The sequence below is a fragment of the Arsukibacterium indicum genome (assembly GCF_019100565.1).
Taxonomy (GTDB): domain Bacteria; phylum Pseudomonadota; class Gammaproteobacteria; order Enterobacterales; family Alteromonadaceae; genus Alishewanella; species Alishewanella indicum.
The window spans coordinates 358,575-383,175 of record NZ_JAHRID010000003.1 but is presented as its reverse complement, the minus strand read 5'-3'; the positions used below and the strand labels follow the sequence as shown (position 1 = coordinate 383,175).

25 protein-coding genes are annotated in these 24,601 nt (G+C 50.2%); 14 read left to right on the top strand and 11 right to left on the bottom strand.

Annotated features, from left to right (window positions below):
- Positions 1–11: 11 nt before the first annotated feature.
- Positions 12–563, bottom strand: a complete 552-nt coding sequence (locus KQY15_RS08955; protein WP_254795569.1) for a GbsR/MarR family transcriptional regulator — start codon at positions 561–563, stop codon at positions 12–14.
- A 179-nt stretch (positions 564–742) separates the two neighbouring features.
- Between KQY15_RS08955 and umuD the strand changes: the two genes are divergently transcribed.
- The 4 genes from umuD to KQY15_RS08935 all read left to right on the top strand — a co-directional run bounded on the left by umuD (position 743) and on the right by KQY15_RS08935 (position 3,587).
- Positions 743–1,174: a translesion error-prone DNA polymerase V autoproteolytic subunit gene (gene umuD, locus KQY15_RS08950; protein ID WP_217668844.1), complete on the top strand. Its 432-nt coding sequence runs from the start codon at positions 743–745 to the stop codon at positions 1,172–1,174.
- Positions 1,171–2,463, top strand: a complete 1,293-nt coding sequence (gene umuC, locus KQY15_RS08945) for a translesion error-prone DNA polymerase V subunit UmuC (RefSeq protein ID WP_254795567.1) — start codon at positions 1,171–1,173, stop codon at positions 2,461–2,463. Before umuD ends, umuC begins: the two co-directional genes overlap by 4 nt.
- A gap of 40 nt (positions 2,464–2,503) precedes the next feature.
- Positions 2,504–2,719 (top strand): hypothetical protein, encoded by a 216-nt coding sequence (locus KQY15_RS08940; RefSeq protein WP_254795565.1) that lies wholly within the window; start codon positions 2,504–2,506, stop codon positions 2,717–2,719.
- 157 nt (positions 2,720–2,876) lie between these two features.
- Entirely contained in the window at positions 2,877–3,587 is a 711-nt protein-coding gene (locus KQY15_RS08935; RefSeq protein ID WP_217668842.1) for a hypothetical protein, read from the top strand.
- Here KQY15_RS08935 and KQY15_RS08930 read toward each other — a convergent pair.
- The 3 genes from KQY15_RS08930 to KQY15_RS08920 form a co-directional block, all read right to left on the bottom strand.
- A complete protein-coding gene (locus KQY15_RS08930; RefSeq protein WP_217668841.1) occupies positions 3,565–4,545 on the bottom strand; it encodes a PA2778 family cysteine peptidase in 981 nt (326 codons plus the stop codon). The genes KQY15_RS08935 and KQY15_RS08930 overlap by 23 nt on opposite strands.
- Positions 4,546–4,551: 6 nt before the next feature.
- Entirely contained in the window at positions 4,552–4,950 is a 399-nt protein-coding gene (locus KQY15_RS08925; RefSeq protein WP_254795563.1) for a PA2779 family protein, read from the bottom strand.
- A gap of 159 nt (positions 4,951–5,109) precedes the next feature.
- Positions 5,110–6,471 (bottom strand): M24 family metallopeptidase, encoded by a 1,362-nt coding sequence (locus KQY15_RS08920; protein ID WP_217668840.1) that lies wholly within the window; start codon positions 6,469–6,471, stop codon positions 5,110–5,112.
- A gap of 146 nt (positions 6,472–6,617) precedes the next feature.
- On the opposite strand from KQY15_RS08920, the gene KQY15_RS08915 reads away from it, so the two are divergent.
- From KQY15_RS08915 to KQY15_RS08880, 8 genes are all read left to right on the top strand, one after another.
- On the top strand, positions 6,618–7,943 hold the full coding sequence (locus KQY15_RS08915) for a metallophosphoesterase (protein ID WP_217668839.1): 1,326 nt from the start codon (positions 6,618–6,620) through the stop codon (positions 7,941–7,943).
- Positions 7,944–8,034: 91 nt separating this feature from the next.
- Positions 8,035–9,261: an adenosine deaminase family protein gene (locus KQY15_RS08910; protein WP_217668838.1), complete on the top strand. Its 1,227-nt coding sequence runs from the start codon at positions 8,035–8,037 to the stop codon at positions 9,259–9,261.
- 225 nt (positions 9,262–9,486) lie between these two features.
- Positions 9,487–9,693 carry a hypothetical protein gene (locus tag KQY15_RS08905; RefSeq protein WP_217668837.1) on the top strand — a complete coding sequence of 69 codons (207 nt, stop codon included), beginning with the start codon at positions 9,487–9,489 and terminating at the stop codon, positions 9,691–9,693.
- Between the two features lie 126 nt (positions 9,694–9,819).
- A complete protein-coding gene (locus tag KQY15_RS08900; RefSeq protein WP_217668836.1) occupies positions 9,820–11,232 on the top strand; it encodes a sensor histidine kinase in 1,413 nt (470 codons plus the stop codon).
- A gap of 1 nt (position 11,233) precedes the next feature.
- Positions 11,234–11,833, top strand: coding sequence for a hypothetical protein (locus tag KQY15_RS08895; protein WP_217668835.1), 600 nt, complete (start codon positions 11,234–11,236; stop codon positions 11,831–11,833).
- Positions 11,820–13,169, top strand: a complete 1,350-nt coding sequence (locus KQY15_RS08890) for a sigma 54-interacting transcriptional regulator (protein ID WP_217668834.1) — start codon at positions 11,820–11,822, stop codon at positions 13,167–13,169. Before KQY15_RS08895 ends, KQY15_RS08890 begins: the two co-directional genes overlap by 14 nt.
- A 47-nt stretch (positions 13,170–13,216) precedes the next feature.
- Entirely contained in the window at positions 13,217–13,567 is a 351-nt protein-coding gene (locus KQY15_RS08885) for a DUF2288 domain-containing protein (RefSeq protein WP_217668833.1), read from the top strand.
- A gap of 12 nt (positions 13,568–13,579) precedes the next feature.
- Positions 13,580–14,131, top strand: a complete 552-nt coding sequence (locus KQY15_RS08880; RefSeq protein WP_217668832.1) for an acyl-CoA thioesterase — start codon at positions 13,580–13,582, stop codon at positions 14,129–14,131.
- Between the two features lie 8 nt (positions 14,132–14,139).
- On the opposite strand, the gene KQY15_RS08875 is transcribed toward KQY15_RS08880, so the two are convergent.
- The 4 genes from KQY15_RS08875 to KQY15_RS08860 form a co-directional block, all read right to left on the bottom strand.
- Positions 14,140–14,808 (bottom strand): RDD family protein, encoded by a 669-nt coding sequence (locus KQY15_RS08875; protein ID WP_217668831.1) that lies wholly within the window; start codon positions 14,806–14,808, stop codon positions 14,140–14,142.
- Between the two features lie 116 nt (positions 14,809–14,924).
- A complete protein-coding gene (locus KQY15_RS08870; RefSeq protein ID WP_217668830.1) occupies positions 14,925–15,947 on the bottom strand; it encodes a cupin-like domain-containing protein in 1,023 nt (340 codons plus the stop codon).
- A gap of 31 nt (positions 15,948–15,978) precedes the next feature.
- The gene (gene ggt, locus KQY15_RS08865) at positions 15,979–17,706 is read right to left on the bottom strand and encodes a gamma-glutamyltransferase (RefSeq protein ID WP_217668829.1); all 1,728 of its coding nucleotides are present in this window, start codon (positions 17,704–17,706) and stop codon (positions 15,979–15,981) included.
- 83 nt (positions 17,707–17,789) lie between these two features.
- Positions 17,790–18,194, bottom strand: a complete 405-nt coding sequence (locus KQY15_RS08860; RefSeq protein WP_217668828.1) for an acyl-CoA thioesterase — start codon at positions 18,192–18,194, stop codon at positions 17,790–17,792.
- 14 nt (positions 18,195–18,208) lie between these two features.
- Between KQY15_RS08860 and KQY15_RS08855 the strand changes: the two genes are divergently transcribed.
- Positions 18,209–18,913, top strand: coding sequence for a 2OG-Fe(II) oxygenase (locus KQY15_RS08855; protein WP_217668827.1), 705 nt, complete (start codon positions 18,209–18,211; stop codon positions 18,911–18,913).
- A gap of 45 nt (positions 18,914–18,958) precedes the next feature.
- On the opposite strand, the gene KQY15_RS08850 is transcribed toward KQY15_RS08855, so the two are convergent.
- Together KQY15_RS08850 and KQY15_RS08845 are read right to left on the bottom strand one after the other, a co-directional pair.
- Entirely contained in the window at positions 18,959–21,046 is a 2,088-nt protein-coding gene (locus tag KQY15_RS08850) for a TonB-dependent receptor family protein (RefSeq protein WP_254795561.1), read from the bottom strand.
- Between the two features lie 201 nt (positions 21,047–21,247).
- Complete coding sequence (locus KQY15_RS08845) at positions 21,248–21,706, bottom strand: GNAT family N-acetyltransferase (RefSeq protein ID WP_217668825.1); 459 nt, start codon at positions 21,704–21,706, stop codon at positions 21,248–21,250.
- Between the two features lie 221 nt (positions 21,707–21,927).
- Between KQY15_RS08845 and KQY15_RS08840 the strand changes: the two genes are divergently transcribed.
- Complete coding sequence (locus KQY15_RS08840) at positions 21,928–23,946, top strand: PhoX family protein (protein ID WP_217668824.1); 2,019 nt, start codon at positions 21,928–21,930, stop codon at positions 23,944–23,946.
- A gap of 78 nt (positions 23,947–24,024) precedes the next feature.
- On the opposite strand, the gene KQY15_RS08835 is transcribed toward KQY15_RS08840, so the two are convergent.
- A complete protein-coding gene (locus tag KQY15_RS08835) occupies positions 24,025–24,546 on the bottom strand; it encodes a DUF4442 domain-containing protein (RefSeq protein WP_217668823.1) in 522 nt (173 codons plus the stop codon).
- Positions 24,547–24,601: the final 55 nt, after the last annotated feature.

The following is a 24,601-nucleotide window of genomic DNA, read 5'->3' as shown; positions in this document are numbered from 1 at the left end:
GCTAATAACCGCTAGGCATCTTTTTTCGGCCGGAACTTATCGGTAAACTCCAGCACCTTGCCCACACCAGAGCCCAGCTTCATCAGGGTATTAAGCTTTTCCGGCGATAATGACTGCAGGCTTTGCGTCCATTCGGTAATGTTTTCCAGCAGGTCGTGAATTTCGGTAATCCGTTTTTGGGCATAGGCTTCATCGTTATTGGCTGCTTCGTCCATCATAATGTCACGCAGCAAAGACAGCGTTGGGTCCATTTCACGCTTACGCCGCTCTTCAAATACCCGGTTGGCCATATCCCAGATACTGCCCCGGCTTTGATAAAATTCGCGGCGCTCGCCCTGTTTATGGATTACCTGCACCAGCTGCCAGCTGCCCAGCTCTTTTAAACCCATGCTGACATTACCGCGGGAAATCCCCAGTAACTCGGCAATTTCGTTTGCACAAATTGGCTCGGCACTCACCACCAGCAAGGCATAAATCTGGCCTACGGTGCGGTTAAATCCCCAGCGGCTGCCCATCTCGCCGAAGTGGCAAACAAAAGATTCAATCATCGGTGTCATTTGCATATATGATCCCTACTGAACTTTCAGAAATTTCTGAAACTATTGTACGCCTGGAGCTTGATCTGGATCAAGCGCTTTTTGGATATGGGTGATTTGGTTGATTTTTGCCGCAAATGTGCTGGCCAATTGCCAACTGATTCTGGCCTGATATACTGTATAAAAATACAGTTTAAGGAGTAGCTATGGTTGCAGTATTTATAGGCAACGCTGATTTCTGGCCAAAGCGACGGATGCCGTTTTACAGCGATCCGGTAATGGCCGGCTTCCCGTCGCCGGCTCAGGATTATATTGAACGAACCCTTGATTTAAATGAGCTTTGCGTGCGCCACCCTACCGCGACTTTTTTTGTGCGGGTAGAAGGCGATTCGATGATCGATGCCGGCATATTTGACGGCGACGTACTGGTGGTTGACCGTGCGCTGGATGCCGAGCATGGTGACATTGTGGTGGCAGCGGTGGGTAATGAGTTTACCGTTAAGCAGCTTGCTACCCGGCCTGCGTTGCAGTTGTTACCCCGCAATGCTGCCTATCCGCCTATTTGCCTGCGGGATGGCGACGAGTTGAATATATTCGGGGTAGTTACCAACGTGATCCGGCAGATGAAGCGCAAATGAGCAGCAAAGATAGCAGCGTGTTTGCGCTGGTTGACTGTAATAACTTTTATGCCAGCTGTGAAAAGCTGTTCCGGCCGGATTTAGCCACTACTCCGGTGGTGGTACTGTCAAATAACGATGGCTGTGTGGTGGCGCGCAGTAAAGAGGCAAAAGCACTTGGGGTGAAAATGGGCGTGCCGGTTTTTCAGGTACGCGATCTGATGCGCCAGCACGGTATACTGGCATTTTCATCAAACTATGCGTTGTATGCTGATATCTCGCAGCGGGTGATGAGCACATTGGAAGCCATGGCCCCGGGGGTAGAGGTGTACAGTATTGACGAAGCCTTTATCGATTTAAGCGGCCTGCAGATGCTGCAAAGTCTGTCGGAATTTGGTCGGGCAATTCGCCAGCGTATTCAGAAGTGGCAGGGTATTACCGTTTGTGTTGGTATTGCGCCCAGTAAAACCCTGGCCAAACTGGCTAACCATGCCGCCAAAACCTGGCCAAAAACCGGCGGTGTGGTCGATTTAACCTGCAAAAGCCGTCAGCGAAAATTGCTGGCTTTACTGCCGGTAAATGAGGTGTGGGGTATTGGTGGCAAGCTGACTAAACGGCTGCAGCAGCTGGGTATTAATACCGCACTGCAGCTGGCAGATGCCGCACCGGCTTATATCCGGCAACACTTTTCGGTGGTGGTTGAGCGTACCGTGCGCGAGTTAAACGGCGAGTCGTGCCTGGAGCTGGAGCAGATAGCGGCCACCAAAAAGCAGATAATTTCCAGCCGCTCTTTCGGTCAGCGGATAACCGATAAGCAGCAGATGCGTGAGGCGATTAGCGAATATATCAGCCGGGCCTGCAGTAAACTGCGCCAGGAGCAGCAGCAGGCGAAACACCTGACCGTTTTTCTGCGTACCAGCCCGTTTAGCGACAAAGATGCCCCATACAGCGCCAGTAAGAGTGTTGAACTCGAGGCACCAGCCAGCGACACCCGTCTGTTTTTAGCCAAAGCCATGCAGCTACTCGATGGCTTATGGGTAAATGGTTACCGCTATGCCAAAGCGGGCGTTATGCTGGCTGATTTTTATGACCCCGGCGTATATCAGCCCGGTTTGTTTGACCAGCCAGAGGCCGGCGGCCAGACCGCAGCATATCAGAAACTGATGCAACTAATGGACAAACTTAACGCCAAACACAGTAAGACCATCTGGTTCGCCAGTCAGGGTGGCAAACAGGAGTGGAGCATGAAACGCGAGATGCTGTCACCTGCCTATACGACTAACTGGCGCGAGCTGCCTGTAGTGAGATAACGGCTTGTGTTAATGACTATAAACTACTCAAGGAGGCATGATGACGGATAACTCCCATCAAGTTGAACATAGTATTGCAGACTTTGAAGCACTGAAAACTGCGATAGCCAATAGCGAAACCCTGCTGGTAAAAGAAATAGTGGCTGGCCAGACTATGCAAAAACTCGAAAAAGATTATCTGCTGGAGTTAGCCCGGCTGGGCAAAAATCAGGACATTGTCAAGGTGTTGGAGGTGGTGCCACTGAGAGACAACTAACCTGAATGCCGCTGTTACAGATGAGTTGATAACCGTTAATCGCTGGTGCCATGTTTTTGTTGTGCCCGGCTAACGGCTAACAACTATACTGACAACATGATTGGTGAGTAAAAGTCTGAAACACAGGCTGCAGAGCCTTCATTAAAAAGGATTATTAATGGGTATTAAAACAGGTGCTTTTCTAACCCTTTGTTGTCTGATGTGGCATGATGGATTTGCAACTTCTGATGCAGACAACAATGCCGGCACAATATCTTCGCAGACCATTAATTTAAGTTATGTCAGCCATCCGGTTGTCGAGACCGTATTATTGCCGCTGATCCGAAGCGCATACCAGAATATTCGGGTAGAGGTTAAGTTTACAGCGGTAGAAACGGAGCGGGGTTTGCGTTTGCTGCAGGACGGTATGGTTGACGGCGATGTCGCGCGGACAGGTCAGGTGCTGGCAAAACTTGATAACGTTATTACTGTTGCAAAACTGGCTGAACTTAAACTGGAGTTGCATTGCCGGCCGGGTGTTCAGTGTAAACTGAACGATCTGACCGACCCTGAGGTATTGTTGTTCTTTCCGGAAAGTGCCAGAACGCTAAAAGAACTCGACTTGCAGATAACCGCGCAAAAGTACCATTTGCGTGACTGGAGTCAACTCATCGCGATGTACGATGCCGGCAAGGTAGACCGCTTTTTATGGATAAGCAGCTCACTGGATTGTGCCAGTCCGGTTGCAAACACCACTGTTGTGGCGATCCCGACAGCGCCGATCGACCTTTACCATGTAATTCATGCATCAAAACTTGCGCTGCTGGAGCCACTTAAGAGCGCAATCAATAACGAACTGGAGCTGCTTATAGCGGGCAGGTGTCATTAGTAATGGCATTTTCCTGCTGAGCCATATCAATTTGTTGCTTGCTACTTAGCAGGGTGGCGTTAGTGGGTTCCAGTTGCAATGCGTTTTCTATTAATGCGGTTGCTTTACCGTGGCAACCAAGCTGGCCCAGCAGCACCGCATAGTTATTAAGGTACGGCACCTGTTGTTGTGCTGATGTTATTCCTTGCTCAAACCAGCTGGCAGCAGTTAATGGCTCAGACGAGAAATAATGATTGCCCAGCAAAAAATAAGGTAGCCAGTAGTCAGGCCATTGCCTGGTAGCTGTAACCAGAGCGGCAATGCCGGCAGCAGTTTGTCTGGTGTTGATAAGGTCCTGACAGGCTTTTGTATAAACAAAAGGATCAAGCAGCGGACTACTTTGCTCTGGTGGCAACATCACCAGCAACCAGTAGTCGGCGCGTTGCCAGGTGCGCTCAAAGGTTGAAAAATTAAGACGGTGCGCTGATGTTACCCCGGTATGTAATATCACTTCTTTGTTGTCAATGTCGTAACCCACTACCACAGCATAGTGCCACTGCGGAAACCAGCTAATTGAGTTGTTTTGCAGCACGATAACCGGAATATCATCGGCTATCAGGCTTAGTAGCAGGCTCATCGAGCCGCGCTGCTGATACGCCAGCATACCGAGCTGGCGGGTTGCTGCGGCCATTTCAATCTGTAAGGTACCGTCCAGGCCGGGGGTAAAGGTAGCCGGGGCAATATCATCCGGGCTTTTATTCCGGCCATAAAAGTTAGCAACTTCTGCTAAGGTAGTCGGGCCGCAGAAAAATTCCTGCTGCGGATAAAACGGTACCCTGGCAATAAAATGCGAGCCGGCAATGGCGGGCGGTTCGGCCAGCAGCTGTTTGGTTTGCGGCGGGGTCTGACAGGCGGTCAGACCGATGACTAGCAGAAGCAACAGACCAGCCAGATGGCTGGCCTGTGTCAGGTTACGCATAAAATGCTATGAGCCACCGATAGGGCGGATAAAAGGATAAACATCGGTAATGCCCATCAGGTCGAGTACTGCCACCACTACCAGCACAGTGACTATAGTCCCGACTATCCCGCCTGACGGTAACTCGTTTAGTTTGCTGTTAAATGTCTCGAGCTCGGCATCCGTCATATTGGCGATACGCAATTTAGCATCGGCCGGGTCGACACCCAGTGCAATCAACTTACTTTGTACTTCAGTAGTATCAACAAACGCCAGCACCTGCTGCTTGTTATACTGATGCTGTTGTTCGGCAATGACCTGATCCGAACTGTAAACGCCGGCGGTTGCCTGACCCATACCCACGCACAGCAGAGCAGCGAGCATAGTCACACTTGCCAGGCTTATTTTTAAAAGTTTATTTATCATAAATACATCCTTAAACTTATTGTTTATCGGGCAAACTGAGTTATTGGATAAGCTTTAACTTGTTGAAAATTAACAATGCATAGCCTCAGAAGCATAGCGGTATAAGCTGGCCTTTGCAAACAGATAACGGCCCACATAACCGTGCAGTGCCGTGTTACCTTATCTGATTAAATGCCATTGTGTTTGCCGGCCAGCGAGGTAAATAACCCGCTTGCCGTCAAAATAAGCACTTTGTTCCAGCTTAACATGCACTAACTGATCCCACTCAGGTAGTGCCTGCTTGATATTTCCTTCAATAGCATACGCCGTGTTGGCGTAAAGCGGCCAGTCGCCCTGGACAGGGGTGGGGCCCTGGTTATCCCACATACCAATGGTTGGCCCGGGGGCATGGCCTACAAAACCAATGGCATGGGTATAGGTACTGCTATTAATGCCGGCACGTTTTGCCTCTTTAATAGTGTTGGCTAATATCGTATTACCACTGCGGCCGGTTTTAAATTCGCCGGTCAGGATATCCTGCCAGCGGTTGCCAGTGGCCAGTGCGGCCTTTAAGCCAGCAGGGGCATCGGTTTCAGTATTTTTAAGGACATAGGCCATTTCCTGGGTATCAGTGCACAGTTTCAGGTAACAAATGCCGACATCGGTATGCAGCACATCACCGCGTTGGATAACACCGGACGTGCCGCAGAAGGGGTTATCTGCCTCACAGGCCAGGCCCTGGCGTTGCAGGTTGACATAAGGCATAAACCAGACCGGCAAATCCAGTTGCTCAAACCGTTCACGTAAATACCAGGCAACGTCATCCGTGCTGGTGACACCGGGGGTAATCACTTTGTTGCTGAATGCTTCAGCAATTACCGAACGGGCTAAACTGACAATTTGCGGATATAGCTCCAGCTCTGCTTCCGTACGTTGCTCCAGCCAGCGAACAACAAGCTGCTCGGCTGAAACCAGCCTGTTTTGGTAATCTGCCGGTAACGCTTTGACCAGTTGCTGGTGCAGACCAGAGGTTAAGCCATCGGCTACCGGCCAGTGTTCAGAGGTATTAATCCCAATTTTCTGGGGCTTGCGCTTAACAATTTCAGCAGCCAGGGCCTGCCATTGCTCAGTTAAATTACCGCCTGCCCAGGCTGACTGATAAGGTTCGCCCAGTGGATAGCGATTGACAGACAATTTTTCGATGGTGCCGTCGGCCAGGCGATTAAAAAGCAGCATAGTGGTGCGCCGGGCCGCAAAAGTAGGTTGGGGTACCAGGGTGAAATATACCGGATCTTCAGCATACTCGCGATTAATCACCAGCCACATATCCAGCTCTGATTCAGCCATTAACGTTGGCAGCACTTGCTCCAGACGCTCGTTTAAAATGCGGTTCTCAATCGCTACCCGCTGCCGCGCTGGCAATACCTGATAATCTGAAGCGCTGCTCAGTTGCCGGCCCTGGCTAAACTGCGTGGTATTGGCTGAGATTGTCGCGGATACCAGCATGGTTGCCAGCGCGGGTAGTAGTAATAATGTTTTCATGCATACCCCGTAACAGGATCGGATGTTCACTGTTTTAAGTCAGATAATATTAAAAAGCAATAGCTTAGGCCGAAAGCATTGTTCTTACTGTTGTTTCAATATATAAAGCTTAATTGTTTAATTTTTGTATATGAAAGCAGGGTTTAATGAAAACATTACTAAAAGTATTAGTGGCTATGCTACTGGTGTTGTTGGCGGTTTTATTGTCAATACTGGCGAATGCCACGGTTGAATTAACCAAGGGTGGCGTTTACAGCAAAGTATATTTGCCAATAGTTGTCGGCGAAATAAAGTGGAACGCGGCAGGTAGTGTTCAGGCCAGTGCGCCGGCAGTTTCTGGCTTACAGGGCCCGGTTATTGTTAAAAATGCCTCGACCCTGCAGTTAACAGCCTGGTGTCAGGATGAACGTATTACGCAGGAGCTGCCGCTTGCTGCCGTCAATGTGCAGCTGGATTGTCAGGACCGGCATTATCATTATCAACTGGCCGCTTCGCCGCTAAGCATCAATGCTGAAATAGCGACGCCGCCAGCAGTTGCTGTGATTAGTGATCTGGAAGGCAACATCGCATTTTTTGAGCATTGGGCCCGCAACAACGGCGTAACCGATGCCAATGGTGACTGGCAGTTTGGTAACGGCCAGCTCATTGTTCTCGGTGATGCCGTCGACAGGGGGCGTCAGGTGTATGAGTTGCTATGGCGGTTATACCAGCTGGCGCAGCAGGCTCAGCAGCACGGTGGCCAGTTGCTGCTATTACACGGCAATCATGAGCAATATGTGATGCGTGGTCTGGTTGATCGGGTAGAAACAGAGCATTTTTGGGCAATTGAACAACTTATGCCTTACGAGCAAAGTTTTGCTGCTGATACCGTGTTGGGTGGCTGGCTGCGGCAACAACCCGTTATTGCCAGAATGGGCAACTATTTGTTTACCCACGGTGGAGTAAGCCCGCAAGTACTGGCCAGCGGTTTAACGGTAGCGCAGCTCAATCAGCGGTACCACGCCACTTTGCAGCAAACTAATGGCGAGGTGAGCGAGGCTGATTATGCGTTGTTTTACGGTAGCAATGGCTTAAGCCAATACCGGGCGCTGCTGTCGGCTAATAATGATGGGGTATCTGGTGGCGATTGGCCGGAGGCGCACCTGCAACAGATATTGGCCCACTTTAATGTGAAAGCACTGGTAATTGGCCATACCCCGGTAGCAAAGCCAGCAGCATTGTTTGATGGCCGGTTATTGGCGGTTGAGGCAGAGCAAACCAGCAGTGCACTGATAATACGTGATGGCGAGGCAGAGTTTATCGATGTTGGAATGGTCAAAAACCGCTTTACCGAGCAGCAACACCAATATCGCTCGTTTCGTTTGCTGTCTGGAGCAGACTGGCGGGCACTAATGGCCAATAAACAGCACCTGAGCGATTTAAACCATGCCAAAACATTTTTTAATCGCGAAAAGCCTGTTAAAGGCAACTGACAGTGCAGCGTAGGATAAGGCTGGAACATCAGTCAGCCCTGTGGCGCATTTTAAGATACAATTAAGCCAATTAGTATCTTGAGGAGTTGTTATGCCACGTTATTCTGCTGATTTTATTAAAGCGATGCCAAAGTCAGATTTACATCTGCACCTGGACGGCAGCCTGCGGCTGGATAGCCTTATTGAGATGGCAAAGCGTTCGGCCACAAAATTGCCGTCGCAAAGTGTTGATGGTTTAAAACATTTGGTTTTTAAAGATAAATATCAGAACCTGGGCGAATACTTACACTGCTTTCAATATACCTGTGGCGTATTGCGTGACCCGGAAAACCTGGAACAGGCGGCGTATGAGCTGGCAATTGATAACCAGCAGGAAGGCGTTAACTATATTGAGGTACGGTTTGCCCCTCAGTTGCTGATCGATTTAAGCCGCGGCATTGATTTTGACCAGATCATGCATGCGGTAAATAACGGCTTAAAGCGGGCGAAAGACGAATACAACGGGGGTGAAGCCGTATTAAGTGGCAACAGGCCGCCTTTTGGCTACGGCATTATCAATTGCGCCATGCGAATGTTTGGCGATAAAGGTTTTTCGCCGTATTACACCAACTTGTTCCAGTTAATGCGTGATTTTGCACCAATGGATGTTATTAAACTGGCAGCGATGGAGCTGGTGCGGGCCAGCGTGCGCTTGCGTGATGAAAGCGGTATGCCAATCGTCGGCCTGGATTTGGCTGGTCAGGAGTCAGGTTATCCGGCCAGCAAGTTTAAAGAAGTGTATGAGTACGCGCATCAGCACTTTATGCTGAAAACCTTGCATGCAGGTGAAGCCTATGGCGCTGAAAGCGTGTTTGAAGCCATTACCGAATGCTATGCCGACCGGATTGGCCATGGCTACTCAATGTTTATTCCCGACATGATTCATAGCCCCGAGATTACCGACAAAGCAGCCTATATCCGCAATCTTGCCAGCTACATTGCTGATAAAAGGATTGCTATCGAAGTCTGCCTGACCAGTAATCTGCAAACCAATCCGCAACTTACCGATATTCGCCAGCATCAGTTTAAAGCCATGCTCGACAACAGGATGGCGACAGTCATTTGTACCGATAACCGCCTGGTGTCTAATACCACCGTCTGCAATGAGTATCAGTTGGCACTGGATAACTTTGATATTCCGTTAAAGCGTCTAAAAGACATGGTGGCCTATGGCTTTAAAAAGAGCTTTTTCCCGGGGAGCTATGTTGAGAAACGCCAGTATGCTAAAAATTGTCTCGATTACTTTGATCGCGTCGCCAAACAATATGGGTTTATTTAATTAAAACAGTGCTTTAAATTTGATGTCGCAAAACGCATACAGCTTATGTTATTGATTTTAAAGGAATCGAATAAATCGCTGCTGATAGTGTCGCTTATTGCAGACAGTGTGGGTGGGGGAAGCTGGATTCTGTCGTTCGAAAATGCCATAACATCATGAAAATTAAAGAATATTAAAAGTTGGCACAACACTTGATACACCTATGGTAATTACCGGAGGTGTGTTATGGATTTATTCTTAGTTTTTATCACGATGTTCCTGGTTGCCAATATGATGATAGTGGTAACAATGCTACGTCGGGTTGATTTAAATAACCCCAGTGTTCAGGCCTGGGAGCAACAGCAAGTTGCGGCAATCCGTGGTAATACCTTTACCGATAACCACCCTGCAGCAGTAAGCTATACCCCGGTTTATGCGCCCAAAGCGCAGTAAGCACATCACATTCCCATGAGTTCAGCTCCTTGCTGAATGCTTGTTCAGGCTAGCCCTCCTTACTGGCCTGTTTTTTTTAGTTAAACAGGTTATGCTAACGCTAACTTTCTACGAATTTAACTGCCTATGCGCTTCCATCTGCGAACTGCTTCATTACAGCAACTGGTTATTCTGAGTTTTTTACTGGCGATGATCCCGGTAGGCGTTTTAATGTGGCAAAGCCACAAGGCGTTATCTGGTTTAAGCCGGTTTGCAACGACTGAGGCAGAAAGTGCGGTGATCAGCGTGCGCCGGGCGGAAAGCATGCAAAATCTGGTGGTTGATATTGAACGGGCGGTTCGTCAGTATGCCGTGGTAAAAACCGATGCGCTGGCCCGGGTAGCGCAAAGCCATATCAATAACCAACAGGCCAGCCTCAGCCAGTTATGCAACAACTTACCCGAGCTGGATGACTGCCGGCAACAACAAACCGATTTACAGCAGTTGGCGGCCCAGTTTAACCAGCTTAGCGGAGCACCGCTGGAACAGCTGCTACAGCAAATCAGGCTGCGTCAGCAGCGGATCAGTCAGCAAATATGGGATTTACTGGAGCAGCGGCTGCTTAATCAGCAGCAACTGGTGCAGGATGCCCAGCAACGTCAGGCCTGGCAGACAGTGGCATTGGTAGTGTTAACCCTGCTGCTGGTGCTATGGGCCTCTGGCCGGGTGGCAGCACCGGTGAAAAAGCTGGATAAGATGATCAGGGCTATAGGTCAGCAGCAGCAGTTTCCTGAGGGCAAGCTGGATGGTCCGCGGGAACTTTCCGAGCTTGGTGAACAGTTACGTTGGTTAAGTTCACGCTTACAACAGCTGGAGGCCCTGCGTCTGATCTTATTACGCCATGCCTCTCACGAATTAAAAACACCGTTATCCAGTATCCGCGAAGGGTGTGCATTGTTAACCGAACAGCTGCTTGGGCCGTTAAATCCGCAGCAACTGGAAGTGGTAATGTTGCTAAATGGCAGTGCTGACCGGCTAAGTCAACTAACCGAGCAGTTGCTGGATTACAACCGGTTGTTGCAGCAAGCCAAGCCCGAACTTAGCCGGCAGGTGCCACAGCAATTGCTGCAAGCCTGTTTTGCTGATCATGCCTTGTCGTTGCAGCAACGCCAGCAACAAATTAAGCTCGATTGTCAGCTAAGCAGTTTTTACACCGACGAAACACTGTTCCGGCGAATTCTGGATAATCTGATTAACAATGCGCAGGCTTATGGTGCAGAGAGCAGCCCGGTTTGGGTTAAGCTTTATAAGAAAGATGAGATGCTGGTGCTGGATGTGGCCAATAATGGAGCGCCAATACCTACCGCTTTGCGTGAAAAATTATTTGAACCCTTTCAGCGTGGCACCACCCCAAGGTTCGATGCGGTGCAGGGTTCGGGCCTGGGCTTATCTATTGTGGCAGACTGTGCCCGCCTGTTAGGTGGGCATGCCGATATTGTTGATGTGGTATACGCTGATGTTTGCATCAGAGTGCGATTGCCACTGCTGGAGGAAAAGTAACATGAGATTGATGCTGATATTGCTGCTGGCGTTGTTGTCAGGCTGCCAGTTGTTAAACCAGCAACAGCCACCGCCACCGCCGCTGACGGAGCCGGAGTTAACCGAACAACAGGCCGCCGAAACGCCGGATAGTACTGTTAATAGTGAAGTGGCGCTAAGCCTGAATGATGACCCGGCAACATTGCAAGCCTGGGTTAACTACCGGGCCAGTTTATTGCATAACAAGGCATTGTGGCAGGAATTATTAGCGGATGTGGCTGAGCCGGATCCGGTGCAAATGTTACAGCGGATAATTCTGCAGCTGCATCCGGATACCCCCTATTTAACCCGGTTGCGGGTGCAAATGCAGTTAGCCGAACAAATAGCGTTATTACCACCGGGCCTGGCAGCTCTTATCAGCTGGGATTTAACTTTCAACCAGAAATTACTGGAAACCGAATCTGCAGTCAGCGCCCTTACCCGGCTGAATGCTCAGCAACACGAAAATATTGAACGCTTGCAGAAAAAAAATAAAGATTTGCAGAAAAAAATCGACGCCCTGACCCAGATAGAAGCCCAGCTTAACCAGAGTATCAATGAGGGTAATAATGGCAGACCCTAAACCGCGTTTATTGTTAGTTGATGATGACCCAAGCCTGCTGCGGCTGCTGACATTGCGGCTGGAAGGTGAGGGCTATCAGGTGGTTAGTGCCGATTGTGCTGAGAGCGCTCTGACTATTTTAAACAAACAAAGTTTTGATGTGGTATTAAGCGACTTGCGAATGCCGGGCCTGGATGGCATGAGCCTGTTTGATGAAATTGCCAAGCGTTATCAGGGGCTGCCGGTGGTGCTGATGACAGCACATGGCTCTATTCCGGAAGCGGTGGCTGCCACCCAGCGCGGGGTATTCGGCTTTTTAACCAAGCCACTGAATAATGCTGAACTGCGCGATATTTTAAAACAAGCGGTGCACCAGTCGGTACCCGAGCAAGCCGACTGGCGTGATGAAATCGTCAGTCGCAGCCCGCTGATGGCAGCGCTGCTGGAGCAGGCTTACCGGGTTGCGCAGCGTGATGTCAGCGTGCTGATCACGGGTGCCAGCGGTACCGGTAAAGAATTGCTGGCGAAAGCCATTCATAAAGCCAGCCCGAGGGCCAAGCAGCATTTTGTGGCAATAAATTGTGGGGCGCTGCCTGAGCATTTACTGGAATCAGAGCTGTTTGGCCACAGCAAAGGGGCTTTTACCGGAGCCGTTTCAGAGCATGGCGGTTTATTTCGCGAGGCAGATGGCGGTACCTTGTTTCTGGATGAAATCGGCGATATGCCGGTTTCACTGCAGGTTAAATTATTACGCGCATTGCAGGAGCGGCAAATCAGGCCGGTAGGCAGCAGTAAGAGCATCCCGATTAACGTCCGGGTATTATCTGCTACCCATCGGGATTTGCAACAGGCGATGACCGAAGGCAGTTTCCGGGAAGACTTATACTACAGGTTAAACGTTGTTAATTTACAGCTACCAAGCCTGGAACAGCGACCGGAAGATATTCCGTTGCTGGCCCGCCATGTGCTGGCGGTAAGTGCCGAGCGGCATAACGTTATGGTAACCCGCTTTGCAGACGACGCGCTGCAAATGCTGGCTACCGCCAAGTGGCCTGGCAATGTGCGCCAGCTGGTTAACGTTATTGAACAATGTGTGGCGCTGACCCATAGCCCGGTTATCGGCCAGAGCCTGGTAGAGCAGGCTTTATCGCAAAACAGCAGTTACTGGCCTACGTTGACCGATGCCCGCGATCAATTTGAGCGCCAATACCTGGTAAGGGTGCTGAAAATGACTGAAGGCAATGTTACCCGGGCTGCTGAGTTGGCTGGCCGTAACCGGACTGACTTTTATAAGCTTTTGAAAAAGCATGACTTAAGTGCTGCACAGGTTGCCGCTGAAGACGAGCCGCTGGAGTAACAGCGGCAGCTGTTTTACACTGGCGCTTTGAATAAGAGGAGACCTGAATGAATGCAAAAACACCGCCTAACGGCCAGCTGGCGACAGACGCCGAAACCCCTGAGCTTATAAAAGCGAAGATTATCAGCGAAACGGCCCGGATTCACTGGCCGCAGTTGCAGAAATTCTTTGCCGCTGGCTCGGTGGTTACCGTTAGTGCCGAACATGATTTGGTTGAAGTGGCGTATGCGTTCAGTGCTGATGATAAAACGCAGGTTGCGAACTGGCTGGCCGCTGGCACCGTCGGCCGCACAACCGAGCAACAGGCGCAGCAATGGTTTGATAATAATACCGAATTATGGGCGGTGGTAATTTCGCCCTGGGTGCTGGTGCAGGATAAACCGACCCAGCTAAATTAACAGGATATGGCGATGGCAAATTATAAAACAGTAGCCTGCTCAGAAATCACCTTATCGCAGCTGATGCTGCCATCGCATTCTAACTTTAGCGGTAAAATTCACGGTGGTTATCTGCTGTCACTGATGGACCAGATCGCTTTTGCCAGCGCCTCGAAATACAGTGGCAGTTACTGTGTTACCGCCTCGGTTGATCGGGTGGATTTTCTTAATCCAATAGAAGTGGGCGAGCTGGTCACCCTGAAAGCATCAGTGAATTATGTTGGCAATACCTCAATGATGGTCGGGATCCGGGTTGATGCGCAAAATATACAGACCGGCCTGGTAAAACACTGTAACTCATCATATTTTACTATGATTGCCAAAGACGAAGCTGGCGCAACATTACAGGTTCCACGGTTGCAGTTAACCAGCCGCGAACAGGTGATGCGATATTTAAAAGCCGCTGAGCGGATCAGTGCCCGCAAACAGCGGATTGCCACTGAACCTTTTGGCGGTGACTTAGCCAAAGCGCTGGCCTTTATGGCCAGCGACCATGCTGATGTTGATGTTTCTGCGGTCAGTTAACTATGTGGTCAGGCTGTCATGCCCGCATCATTTTGCGGTTTGTCGCTGATATAGCATACCCTGGTTTGAGCGATTCTGTCGTGCAGACAACGTTTTTCCCGGCCAAAAATCATCAGCGGGTTAACCAGTCCGACGATGAAGTTACCCACCACCGGAATAAAGGTAAGCCCCATCATCGGTAAATGCCGTAATAACAACACATGCTTCAACCCGGCCTGCTGGCCATTTAAATGCTCTATCCGCATGCCAAATTCAGCTTTGCCTATGGTCTGGCCATACTTATGCAGTAAATAACCATGCAGCGCCACATAGCCGGCGAGGCCATATAACGCCGAGCCAATTATCAGTGACAGACTGGGTTCGGCAAATGCTGCCAGGCCAACATACCAGAATAACGGTATGGTGATTAGAATTTGCAGCACACCGTCAATAAGCGCCCCCCAGAAACGATGGCTACGCTTGGCTAAATTCGCCGGTAGCGCTGGTTCCGACTCTGGTTCTGACTGCGCTATCTGTTGCTGCAACTGCTGCTTTAAGCGGGCTTGTTCTGCTTCCAGCCGGGCGATATGTTGATCAATTAATGCTGCCCGCTCCGGATACTGTTGCCGGTTAATGCTGCTGGCAGCTGAATACAAGTCGTCCAGACTGTATTTATCATAGTCAGGGGTTACATCCACTACTACTACTCCATTTATCGTGTACCTGAATGCGCACTTTAATCAGCTGGTTTTGTAAAGGCAAGATAAATTAGTCGTTAAGTATCAACGGGAAAATTGGTGTGCCCGGCTGCAGCCTAGCGATTAAGTTGGGCCGCCAACCATTGATGTAGCCCCTGTGCCAGTTGTGGCGTTGGCTGACCCTGCACCCCTCTGGCATTTTCCGGAATATGGGCCAGCGGATGGTCAGGGTTAAATAAGTAATGCTGCAACATATGTTGCCAGGCCGCTCGCTCGCCCGGTGCCATATGATTAAATGCCTGTATAGCGTGCAATAGCATGGGCAATGGTAGCGCGCTCGCCACATAGGCGTTGCTCCACCAGTAATTTACCAGCACATTAAAACTGCTTAGGGAAGTTACGCTGTGCCACCACGGGCTTGGGATATAAATGGCATCGCCGGCATCCAGTTCAACCGACAAACCGGCCTGATAGGCGTTGGCGTATTGCGGGTGCGCCTGTAAGTCAGGCTGTTGCAGGTTTACCATACTGATCGGCTGCCCGGCCGGGGTTAAATCCAGCGGGCCCACATATAAATTGGCCACCTGCTCAGGTGGAAATAAGGTAAAACGTCGTTTGCCTGCCGCAACCACGGCAATATTGCTGGCTTCATCAAAATGGGCCGGCACGGTTACCCTAGTGCCTAGCCAGATAAACGGCCTGGGTGATGGATTCAGCAGCGGGTTACTTAACTCAGGCAATAATGCATTGAAATTATCTGCCACCGGCACACATTGCACACAGTAGCGCATGTCGCTGTCGTTATCTGCAGCCAGCATAGTATCAATGGCTGACTGCAGCGGTTGCTGACTGGCGGTAAAGTTCATGCCACTGATGCTGCTGTTATAGAACAGCCGGCCGCCAGTGTCCGGGCCAAGGCTTACCAGCTTTTGTGGCTGGTTATTACATCGGGCCTTTAAATAGGCAGCCGCGTCGGGTAACGATTGGCGGCCAGCCTGCACCAGTGGCCAGTTTGCTGCAAAACCACGCAGTACTATCGGTTGGTAATTCGCCACTACCAGCTCATTAAAATTGGCCGCTGTTACGCCGGTAACTTCGGCCGGCGCCGGTAAGTTTTCCAACGCGTATGCTTGCTGCATGTTGTGCCTGGTGCTGGTCATTGCGTCCTCGTTAGTATCCGGCTGCCTGGCCGTCTTTGCGTGATTCCGACGCGCCGATATAAGTGCCGTTTTCATGGTCTTTCATAATGGCCTGATAGCCACCATAACCACCTAAGCCATAACGCACCTCGTGACCTTTTTGCATCAGGCCGCGTACGGTACTGTAAGGCACGCCACGCTCTACCTCAATGTAACCGCCATTGGTCAGGTATGTTTGCTGGCCGTCGGTTGGTTCAGTACTGCCAAGGTGCTGCCAGCGTGCAGCGTCACCGGCTTCCTGCAGGTTCATGCCGTAATCAACCATATTAACCAAAATTTGTACATGGCCCTGTGGCTGCATGGCACCACCCATTACGCCATAGCTAACCAGAGGTTTACCATCCTTAGTAATAAAAGCCGGAATAATGGTATTAAATGGCCGCTTACCTGGCTGATAAACATTGGCGTGGTTTTTATCCATTGAGAATAACTGGCCGCGGTCCTGAAATACAAAGCCAAGACCAGGCACCACCACGCCAGAGCCCATACCGCGGTAGTTGCTCTGAATTAATGACACCATATTGCCGTCTTTGTCGGCAGTGGTCATGTAAATGGTATCGCCTTCGTATAAATGGGGGTTACCGGCATCGACCCGTTTCGCCGCGCGTTCGCCAATCAGTTTTGCCCGCTCGCGGCCGTACTCTTCAGATATTAAGCCTTGCAGTGGCGTTTTATGAAAATCCTGATCAGCATAAAATTTAGCGCGGTCTTCAAACGCCAGTTTTTTTGCTTCTACCAGAGTATGAATACTTTCCGGGGTATTAAAGCCCATGGCTTGTAAGTCAAAGTTCTTCAGAATTTGCAGCATCTGCAGCGCTGCAACGCCCTGACCATTTGGCGGCAGTTCCCACAATGTATAACCTTTATAATCAACACCCACTGGTTCTACCCAGGTAGAGCGATGGTTGGCGAAGTCTGCAAAGCGCAGATAGCCGCCGTTTTCCCGCATAAAACGGTCAATTTTTACGGCAATCTCGCCATTGTAAAATGCTTTGCGCCCCTCTTTGGCCAGGGTTTTGTATGTGTTGGCCAGGGCCGGGTTTTTAAAAATCTGGCCTTTGACCGGCGCCTTGCCGTCAATGGTAAAGGTACCTTTAAAATCGCCGGGTTGCGGACTTAACAGCGGCACTGAGCGGTTCCAGTAATAGGCGATAAGTTCGGTTACCGGAAAGCCCTGCTCGGCATAGTCAATGGCCGGTTGCAGAATGCTGGTCATCTGCAGTTTGCCGAATTTTTCATGCAGTTCAAACCAGCCATCTACGGCACCCGGCACGCTGATTGGCAGCATGCCGTATGGTGGCAGATCGGTGCGGCCAAGTTGCTCCAGCTCATGGGCCAGCATGTCGTAGCTTAAACTTAATGGCGAGCGGCCAGAGGCGTTTAAACCATGCAGTTTGCCGGTTTTAGCATCCCAGACAATAGCATACAAATCGCCGCCAATTCCGTTGCCGGTAGGTTCCATTAAACCCAGTGCCGCATTAGCTGCTATGGCGGCATCGATAGCATTGCCACCTTTTTTCATGGTATCCAGCGCAATCTGGGTGGCCAGCGGGTGGCTGGTTGCTGCCATAGCGTGCTGGGCGATAACTTCTGAGCGGCTGGCAAAGTCGTGACCCGTTACCCGGTCATAAGCAGCAACCGCAAAACTTGCCAGCAGGGCAGCACTGGCGAGCAGGCTAACAGAGGAAAGTAATTTCATGATTGTTTACCTTAGTTATTGTTTATGCCACGCTAGCTGTTGCCGACACGAATAGCCAGTATGTTTCGACCAATGGGTACTGGTTATCGGTCAGCAGGCGCCGACAAATGCTCAGCTAGTGCTGTTTTCTGTTGCTCTGTTAATGGCACAGCTTTTTGACTTTGATAATTAAACTGCACCATTACGGTAGTGCCAGAGGCGCATTTAATGCCGTTTTGCCAGGCTTCCTGATATACATCAAACGAGCTGCCGCCCAGGCGGCTGATAAAGGTACGAATTTCTACTGGCTCACCATACTGAGTTTGGGCATGATAGTCGATAGTGACCCGGGCAATAATTAATGGCCATTGTTGCAGATTAAGATCGGGGGTGAAAATGCGAAATACTGCAGTACGTGCTCCCTCAAACCACACCGCAAAAACGGTGTTATTAATATGCCCCAGGGCGTCAGTTTCGGAAAAGCGGGGCTGGATAACTTCGCTAAACATAACCAGGAATACTCATGACAGATTTTATAGAGGTGTACGATAATGCGTTAAGCGCAGACTTTTGCCAACAGCTAATCAGCCTTTTTGATAGCAGTCCGCATCTGGTGCCGGGGCGCACCGGTGCCGGTGTCGACACCAGTAAAAAAATCAGTACCGACTTATATTTAAACCAGCATCCGGAATATCAGGCGGCAATGCAGCAGATTATTGATGCTACCAGCCGGTATGCTGCCGAATACTTTGCCAAGTATCATTTTGCGCTGATTGCGCCGGTAGGGTTAACCGTCGCTCACCCGCAAACCGGCCAGCCACTGGCGATTACTCATGAAAATTATGCAGAATTTGGCGCACCGAAAGCCAATGATTTTATGCGGACCTTATATCGCTTAGGCCCGATACAAGCTCAGAAGTACCAGGCAGGTAAGGGCAACTATAATTACTGGCACTGTGAAGTGTATCCGCAGCTACCCCACAATGAGCCACTGCACCGTACCCTATTGTTTATGTTTTATTTAAATGATGTGGCAGAAGGTGGCCAGACCGAGTTTTTTTATCAGAACAAAGCTATCAGCCCGAAAGCCGGCAGGATGGTAATCGCCCCGGCGTACTTTACCCATACTCACCGCGGTTGCACGCCGGTAAGCAATGATAAATATATTTTAACCAGCTGGATTTTATTTAACCGCGCTGAACAGTTATATGGCCAGCCGCAAAGCTGAATAAAAAAGCCCCTGATTAAAGGGGCTTTTAAAACGGTTGCCAGCTTAGAAACTGTAGCTGACGCCCAGCTCGAACGAGCGCTCCGGGCCAACGTAAATGCCCTGCCGCAAGCCAGTGATGTACCGTTTGTCTGTCAGATTTTTCACTGCACCAAACACCCGGATGTTATCTGCCACAGTATATTGTGCGGTTAAATCAAGTACGGTGTACGATGGCATCAGACCACCCCAGATCCCACCGGCGGCACCCTCTGGAATATCCACGGTATTGGCGGCATCGCCATACTGCTCACCCCGGTGATGCGCCGACAGGGCCGCGCTTAATTTTTCCAGCTGATAATTCAGCGCCAGGTTAGCAATAAATTTCGGTGCGTAGGGCAGGCGGTTGCCCTGATTTTCACCGGATTTAAACTCTGACGTTGGCACCCAGGTGGCATTAGTGTCGATGCTGAAACCGTTGCCCAGTTTGTAGCCCAGCAAAAATTCCATGCCCAGGTGTTCTGTTTCGCCGGCATTTGACTGTGACAGGTTAGGATCACTGTTACCGGTTACCACCTGATTACTGAAATCCATCATAAAGGCGGCAACTTCATAGTTGACTGCGCCACTTTTGCCACGCAGACCAAGCTCGTAGTTAGTAGAACGCTCGCCATCCAGTTGCTGATCGGTCAGGCCGTCCAGTGCCACGCCATTGGATGCCGGTGAGAATGCCCGGTACACACCACCATAAAGCTGAGCGGAATCAGTCAGATTATAGGTAGCGCCAATACCCGGCAATACTTCGGTATTGCTGGTTTTCGCGGTGGCACCATCGTCGCTAAGTACCACTCGCGTCTGTTCATATGATTCGACTCGCAACCCCGGGGTTACGGCAAATTTATCATTGAACTCAATCCGGCTTTGGGCGTATGCGGCAACGCTGTCGGCAGAATCAATAATATGCCGGTCATTCAGGCCGGTGCGATCACTGCTGCGTACCGCCCGTATCCGGGTATCGTTAGCCTCTTCCTGCATAAAGCGCAGGCCAAATTCACTGTTGGCAACCATGCCGGCCAGGTTATGATCAACATTCAGGCGGGTTTCAATACCCACCCGGTCAAATGAGCGGTTATTACCGGTTAATGCATCAGTGTATACCCAGCGACCTGCTTCGTTGGAAGCTGCGGTATCAACGTTGTAACGCCAGTAATCGCGGCTCATCTCACTCCAGTACAGCAGGGTTTTCAGGGTTGCCTGGCTGGAAAGAGTCCACTCGTGGTTAATATCGAAGGCAGTACGGTCGGTCAGAAAGTAATCGTCCGGCGCCGGGTTATAATCTGCGCCCGCCAGGTAGTCGCCAAGTAGCAAGCCGCGGTATGAAATATTGGCATCGTTTTCATAACGCGATACTTTGATACCCAGTTTCTGCTCATTACTGAAAATAACCCCGGCCTTTGCCATGACGTCGGTCATTTCGTAATCTTTGTCCATAAAGCCATCACTGCTGGCATGGGTAGCGACAATACCGGCAAAGGCGTCGCCAGAGGCAGATTTGCCGCCAGCTTCAACACTGACTTCCTGCATATTAAATGAACCGGCGCGGCCGGTGACTGTTACGCCATCATCCGGCGTTTTGGTCTGGTAGTTTACCACGCCGCCGATGGTTGACGGGCCATAGCGCAGCGATGCAGAACCTTTTAACACTTCAACCTGTTCAACCCGCTGGATCCGCGGATTAAAATAGCGATCATTGCCAATAAATAAACCCGGTGCTACCGGTACCCCATCTTCCAGTATCAGCGATTTTGACTCGCTGGCAGACAAACCCCGGATTCCAAAGTTTGCCACGACTGAGGTTTCTTCCTCACTCTTAATATTTATACCCGGAATACGGCGCAGAATATCTTCGGTTGAAAGTGGCTGAATTTGTTCAATCTGTTCGCGGCTGACAATTGCCACTGTACCTGTCTGCTCCAGCAATACCTGGTCAGCGCTGCCAACAACCCGGATAACTTCCAGCGCAGGCATAATTTTCTTGCGCTCAATAGTGCTTTCATCACTGCTTGCCTGTTGGGCCACAGCACCTAATGACACAGAGGCCAGTGCTACCGCCAGTGACAGACGTGAAAATTTAGTAGGGATATTAGTCCGCATAGTAACTTCCTTGGAAAGTAGACAAAATTTAATGGGCGTAATTAGAACACAGCTAAAAATACGAATCAATCTCATTTAAGTTGAGTTTATGCGCAGCCGATATAAACGTTTATACCGGGTGGTTTACAACATTAATAAGATGACATTGCCACCATGCCGCGGCATGGTGACAATGCTTTTGTTGGAATGCTATTTTTTTGGTTATTGAGGCTGGCGTTTAATCATTTTTAAATGCGGAATATCGTCTTCCAGATAGGGCTCACTGGCGCTTTCAAAACCCGACTCCTGATAAAACTGCTGCAAATAGCACTGGGCTGAAATATGAATATCGGTATTGGGCCAATATTGTTTTGCTACTTCTAATGTTTTTTCCATCAGTACCCGGCCAAGACCAAGCCGGCGTGCAGTTTGCGACACGCAAACCCGGCCAATGCCCGGGAAGCCGGGGAAACTGACGTCCGGGGCTAATACCCGGGAATAAGCGATCACTTTATCGCCTTTTTTCAGAATAATATGGCGGGTTTGCGGATGAAGGTCTTTGTCGTCCAGTTCCGGGTAAGGGCAATTTTGTTCTACCACAAAAACATCAACCCGCAACTGCAGCATTGAGTAAAGCGTTAAGGTATCCAGATCGGCAAAAGTCTGTACTTGCCATTGCATATACTAAGTTCCCTGTTTTACTGCGCTAACGCACTCTGTCAGAACTATATCAGAGGCCACCCGTGCTACGCCAGTAGCCAACGGTAATCTGCCGGGCCAATTGAACGAAAACTATCACAAAATTGCTATTTAATTGTAACCAATCTGCCATTAACTGTCGGTTTAATAAGCCAACCTGTTTATTCATACCCGTTAATTTATAAAAGTCCGGAGCAATAATAATGACCGACAGTAATACCGCAACCAAGTTAACTATCGACAATTCGGGCATCGACCCGCAAACCAATTTTTCTGCTAATCCTGATTTTTCGACTATTATTGCCAGCCGGATGGCGCGCCGGCGCTTTTTAAAAGGTAGTGTAGGCGCCGCAGTCGCTGCTATTATTGGTAGCTCACTTACCGGCTGCAGCAGCAGTGATAATGAATCAGCGCCTGCACCGGTGGTACCGCCAGTGGCCAACGCACCGCTGCTGGGGTTTGCTGCCGTTGCAGCTGGCAGAGCCGATACCATAGTGGTACCTGAAGGATACAGTGCCAATATTCTGTTGCCATGGGGCACTCCGCTGACCGGCAACTATCCGGCCTATCTGGCAGATGGCAGTAATAGTGGCAGTGATCAGGAGCAGCAAGTGGGCATGCATCATGATGGTATGCATTTTTTCCCAATTGACGCCCGCAGCAATGGTGAAAGTTCAAGCGAGGGCTTGCTGGTATTCAACCATGAGTATATTGATAACAACCTGATCCATCCGAATGGCATTGACAGTTTCCCCCGACTGGCTGATCAGGTGCGCAAGGAAATTGCCGGCCATGGGGTCAGTGTGGCTCATATCCAGCAGCAGGCAGATGGTAGCTGGGCGCTGGTAAGTAACAGCCCGTTTAATCGCCGGATCACTGGTGCTACCCCGATGGAGCTGGCTGGTCCGGTACGTGGCAGTGCCAAAGTGGTAACAAAATACAGCCCGGACGGCAGCCGTACCCGCGGTACGCTTAATAATTGTGGTAATGGTTTTACGCCCTGGGGCACCTATTTAACCTGTGAAGAAAACTGGGCTGGCTATTTCGTCAATACTGACGCAGAGCAACCGCGTGAGCATCAGCGGTATGGGGTATCAGCGAGTAACGGCCGCTACGCCTGGGAGACTGCCACGCCGGCTGCCGATCAGTATCAGCGCTTTAATGCCAGCACAGTTGGCGCCAGCGCCAGTGACGATTATCGGAATGAACCCAACACCTTTGGCTGGATAGTGGAAATAGACCCCTTTAACCCGGATAGCGTGCCGCAGAAACGCACTGCCCTGGGACGCTTTGGCCATGAAGGTATTATTTTTGGCAAACTGGAAGAGGGTAAACCGCTGGTTTTATACTCCGGTGACGACTCGCGGTTTGAATACATTTATAAATTTGTCTCGGCAGCACCGTATTATCAGAATACAGCCGGCGGCCATTTGTTAAACGAGGGCGTGTTATATGTGGCCCGCTTTAATGATGATGGCAGCGGTGAATGGTTACCGCTGGATATTAACAATGCTGATTTCATGGCAAAAGCCAGCGCTGCCGGTGTTCAGTTTGCTGATCAGGCTGACGTATTGCTGAATACCAGATTGGCAGCTGATGTTTCTGGTGCGACCAAAATGGATCGGCCAGAATGGGGTGCTGTGCATCCTGACATCGGTGAAGTCTATTTCACCCTGACCAATAATACCCGCCGCACTGAGGAGCAAACCGACGGAGCAAACCCCCGGGCAAACAACTCTACCGGGCACATCATTCGCTGGCATGAACGTGAAACCCAGGAGGCTATGGCTTTTGACTGGGATATTTTTCTGCTTGCTGGCGATATTGGTACCGAAACACCGGGTACTGAGCTGGTATTGGATGCTGATAATCATCTGGCCAGCCCAGACGGCCTGTGGTTTGATAAAAACGGTTTGCTATGGATCCAAACGGATATGAGCGGCAGCCAGCAGGGCGAGGGCCCTTATGGCAACAACCAGATGCTGGTTGCCGACCCGGTAACCCGGCAGATGAAACGGTTTTTAGTCGGGCCAACCGACTGTGAAGTAACCGGCATCAGTGCCACCCCTGATATGAAAACATTATTTGTTAATATTCAGCACCCGGGTGATCGTTCCAGCCCCAGCGCCTTTACCAGTAACTGGCCTGATGGCGGCAGCAGCCGGCCGCGCTCGGCAACGGTTGTTGTTACTAAAAATGATGGTGGAATAGTGGGTAGTTAAACCGGTATTACCGCTATAAAATAAGGCCGGCTGTAAGTTTGCCGGCCGTTCTGAGCTTAATAAGCGCTGATGTATTGCTCAGCGCTTTTTCGGGATCCAGGCCCAGGTCATGCTGGCATTGACTGGCTCAATCCCGGCGCTGTCGGTGATGGTTACCGCTACCGTTACTTCACCTTTATCGTCGTTATGCATGGCAGCTATCTGGTCGTCGGTCAGGGTTGCTACCGCCGTTAAATCGCCCGTTGAGCGTTTTATATAATCAATCTGCATTTGTTTTAGCAGCGGTAATTTGTTGTCGGGCAGGTGAATACCGACTAAAAAGCCGGTAGCTGACTCGGCCAGTAAACCGGTTGCGGCCGCATGCACTGAGCCAATGTGGTTCTGGGCCTTTTTGCGGTTTTTCAGCCGCAGTACCGAGCGCGATCCTTTAAGTTCTAACACTTCTACGCCGGCGGTGCCGGCAAATTTAATTACCCGGCCAAATACCGTGCTTAAGGCAAAAGCCTTGATTGCTTTTGGCAGGCGATAACATTTGCTGACGATGCGTTGCAGCTTATTCGGTTTGGTTGCAGTTTGCTGTTGTGTCTGAGCGTGGTTCATTGTGGTCTGACCTGTGGGTTGTTTACGCTACTATGCCTCTGGCAAATAACAATTG

Coding starts and splice junctions, on each gene's coding strand:
- KQY15_RS08955 (WP_254795569.1), bottom strand. CDS start 563: ATGCAAATGACACCGATGATTGAATCTTTTGTTTGCCACTTCGGCGAG.
- umuD (WP_217668844.1), top strand. CDS start 743: ATGGTTGCAGTATTTATAGGCAACGCTGATTTCTGGCCAAAGCGACGG.
- umuC (WP_254795567.1), top strand. CDS start 1,171: ATGAGCAGCAAAGATAGCAGCGTGTTTGCGCTGGTTGACTGTAATAAC.
- KQY15_RS08940 (WP_254795565.1), top strand. CDS start 2,504: ATGACGGATAACTCCCATCAAGTTGAACATAGTATTGCAGACTTTGAA.
- KQY15_RS08935 (WP_217668842.1), top strand. CDS start 2,877: ATGGGTATTAAAACAGGTGCTTTTCTAACCCTTTGTTGTCTGATGTGG.
- KQY15_RS08930 (WP_217668841.1), bottom strand. CDS start 4,545: ATGCGTAACCTGACACAGGCCAGCCATCTGGCTGGTCTGTTGCTTCTG.
- KQY15_RS08925 (WP_254795563.1), bottom strand. CDS start 4,950: ATGATAAATAAACTTTTAAAAATAAGCCTGGCAAGTGTGACTATGCTC.
- KQY15_RS08920 (WP_217668840.1), bottom strand. CDS start 6,471: ATGAAAACATTATTACTACTACCCGCGCTGGCAACCATGCTGGTATCC.
- KQY15_RS08915 (WP_217668839.1), top strand. CDS start 6,618: ATGAAAACATTACTAAAAGTATTAGTGGCTATGCTACTGGTGTTGTTG.
- KQY15_RS08910 (WP_217668838.1), top strand. CDS start 8,035: ATGCCACGTTATTCTGCTGATTTTATTAAAGCGATGCCAAAGTCAGAT.
- KQY15_RS08905 (WP_217668837.1), top strand. CDS start 9,487: ATGGATTTATTCTTAGTTTTTATCACGATGTTCCTGGTTGCCAATATG.
- KQY15_RS08900 (WP_217668836.1), top strand. CDS start 9,820: ATGCGCTTCCATCTGCGAACTGCTTCATTACAGCAACTGGTTATTCTG.
- KQY15_RS08895 (WP_217668835.1), top strand. CDS start 11,234: ATGAGATTGATGCTGATATTGCTGCTGGCGTTGTTGTCAGGCTGCCAG.
- KQY15_RS08890 (WP_217668834.1), top strand. CDS start 11,820: ATGGCAGACCCTAAACCGCGTTTATTGTTAGTTGATGATGACCCAAGC.
- KQY15_RS08885 (WP_217668833.1), top strand. CDS start 13,217: ATGAATGCAAAAACACCGCCTAACGGCCAGCTGGCGACAGACGCCGAA.
- KQY15_RS08880 (WP_217668832.1), top strand. CDS start 13,580: ATGGCAAATTATAAAACAGTAGCCTGCTCAGAAATCACCTTATCGCAG.
- KQY15_RS08870 (WP_217668830.1), bottom strand. CDS start 15,947: ATGCAGCAAGCATACGCGTTGGAAAACTTACCGGCGCCGGCCGAAGTT.
- ggt (WP_217668829.1), bottom strand. CDS start 17,706: ATGAAATTACTTTCCTCTGTTAGCCTGCTCGCCAGTGCTGCCCTGCTG.
- KQY15_RS08860 (WP_217668828.1), bottom strand. CDS start 18,194: ATGTTTAGCGAAGTTATCCAGCCCCGCTTTTCCGAAACTGACGCCCTG.
- KQY15_RS08855 (WP_217668827.1), top strand. CDS start 18,209: ATGACAGATTTTATAGAGGTGTACGATAATGCGTTAAGCGCAGACTTT.
- KQY15_RS08850 (WP_254795561.1), bottom strand. CDS start 21,046: ATGCGGACTAATATCCCTACTAAATTTTCACGTCTGTCACTGGCGGTA.
- KQY15_RS08845 (WP_217668825.1), bottom strand. CDS start 21,706: ATGCAATGGCAAGTACAGACTTTTGCCGATCTGGATACCTTAACGCTT.
- KQY15_RS08840 (WP_217668824.1), top strand. CDS start 21,928: ATGACCGACAGTAATACCGCAACCAAGTTAACTATCGACAATTCGGGC.
- KQY15_RS08835 (WP_217668823.1), bottom strand. CDS start 24,546: ATGAACCACGCTCAGACACAACAGCAAACTGCAACCAAACCGAATAAG.